Here is a 1,023-nt window from a genome sequence, read left to right as displayed (position 1 = left end):
GACGTGTTGTTCAGCCTGCGCCAGCAACCGCCGGACGAGGTCGGCTTTCGAGTGACTCTCGATCTGGGAGGCGTCGCCTTCCCAGGCCGACGCCTCCCGAACAGGTTCGATCCCGAGGACAATCGGCGTATTCTGGCCGATGATCGTTAGCGTCGCGAATTTGTAGCTCCGTCCGTCTTTGTCACCACTTACCATTTCCGGAAAGTCGTCTTTTGGAACCTTCTCTTCGCCATCGACGATGACGACGTCGTCGTCGGGATCGACGTCGTCATCGTCTTTGTAGGGCGAGGGATAGAATTCCCAGTGGGTGATGTCGATCGCCGCGATGACGGGCTCGCGGAGCCCGTCGGTCGCGTCGATCTCTGTGAGCAAGCACTCCAGTCCGGCGTGAAACGGCTTGAGGATCGCATCTCGGATCCGCCGCCAGTCGAGCGGTCGCTCACCGTCTTTAAAGTCGGTGAGCGACGTCTGCTCGGCTGGTGCTGCGATCTGTTTCATCGCCCGAAGATGTGTATCGCCGTGCGGTGTTTTGGTCCAGTCACTCAGCCGATCGAAGCGCCGACGTGGGGTCGTCGTCCCCACGTCGGCCAGGTTGAGATACGCCTGGCGTTCGAAGAACAGTTCATCGGGATACTGTGCGTTAGCTGCGCGGTTGGTCTCGAAGGCACCGAGCCCACGGTCACGGGCAGTGCGGATCGCTTGCATGATCTGCTCGTCAGTGACGCTCTCGTCACTGACTTCGCCGGGATCGAGTCGAGCCTCTCCATCTGTCACGATCTCGTGGTCGGCGGCCACCGCCCAAATTTCATGGGCGGTGGCCGTGATCGCCCGGCGGTCAGCGAGTGAGAATCGTCGGCGCCACATGTAGTTGATCGCCTGCTGGGTCGGTGCTCGCCCGAGTTCGAACCGGATGAATACGTAGGCTGTGCCCTTCAGGCGGCGATGAAGTTCGCTGTCGGTGAACCCACGAGCGTGTTGATACAGGAACATACGCACGACCGACTCGAACGCGAAGTCGGTCGT

At 60.8% G+C, this 1,023-nt stretch carries 1 pseudogene; it reads right to left on the bottom strand.

The features are described from left to right. Positions 1-990 (bottom strand): annotated as a pseudogene (locus tag ACR3FF_RS27165) (transposase); the annotation flags it as partial. Between the last annotated feature and the right edge of the window lie 33 nt (positions 991-1,023).

The organism is Haladaptatus ordinarius, from assembly GCF_054177595.1.
The sequence above is the reverse complement of the archived record's forward strand: the minus strand, read 5'-3'. Positions and strand labels throughout refer to the sequence as shown.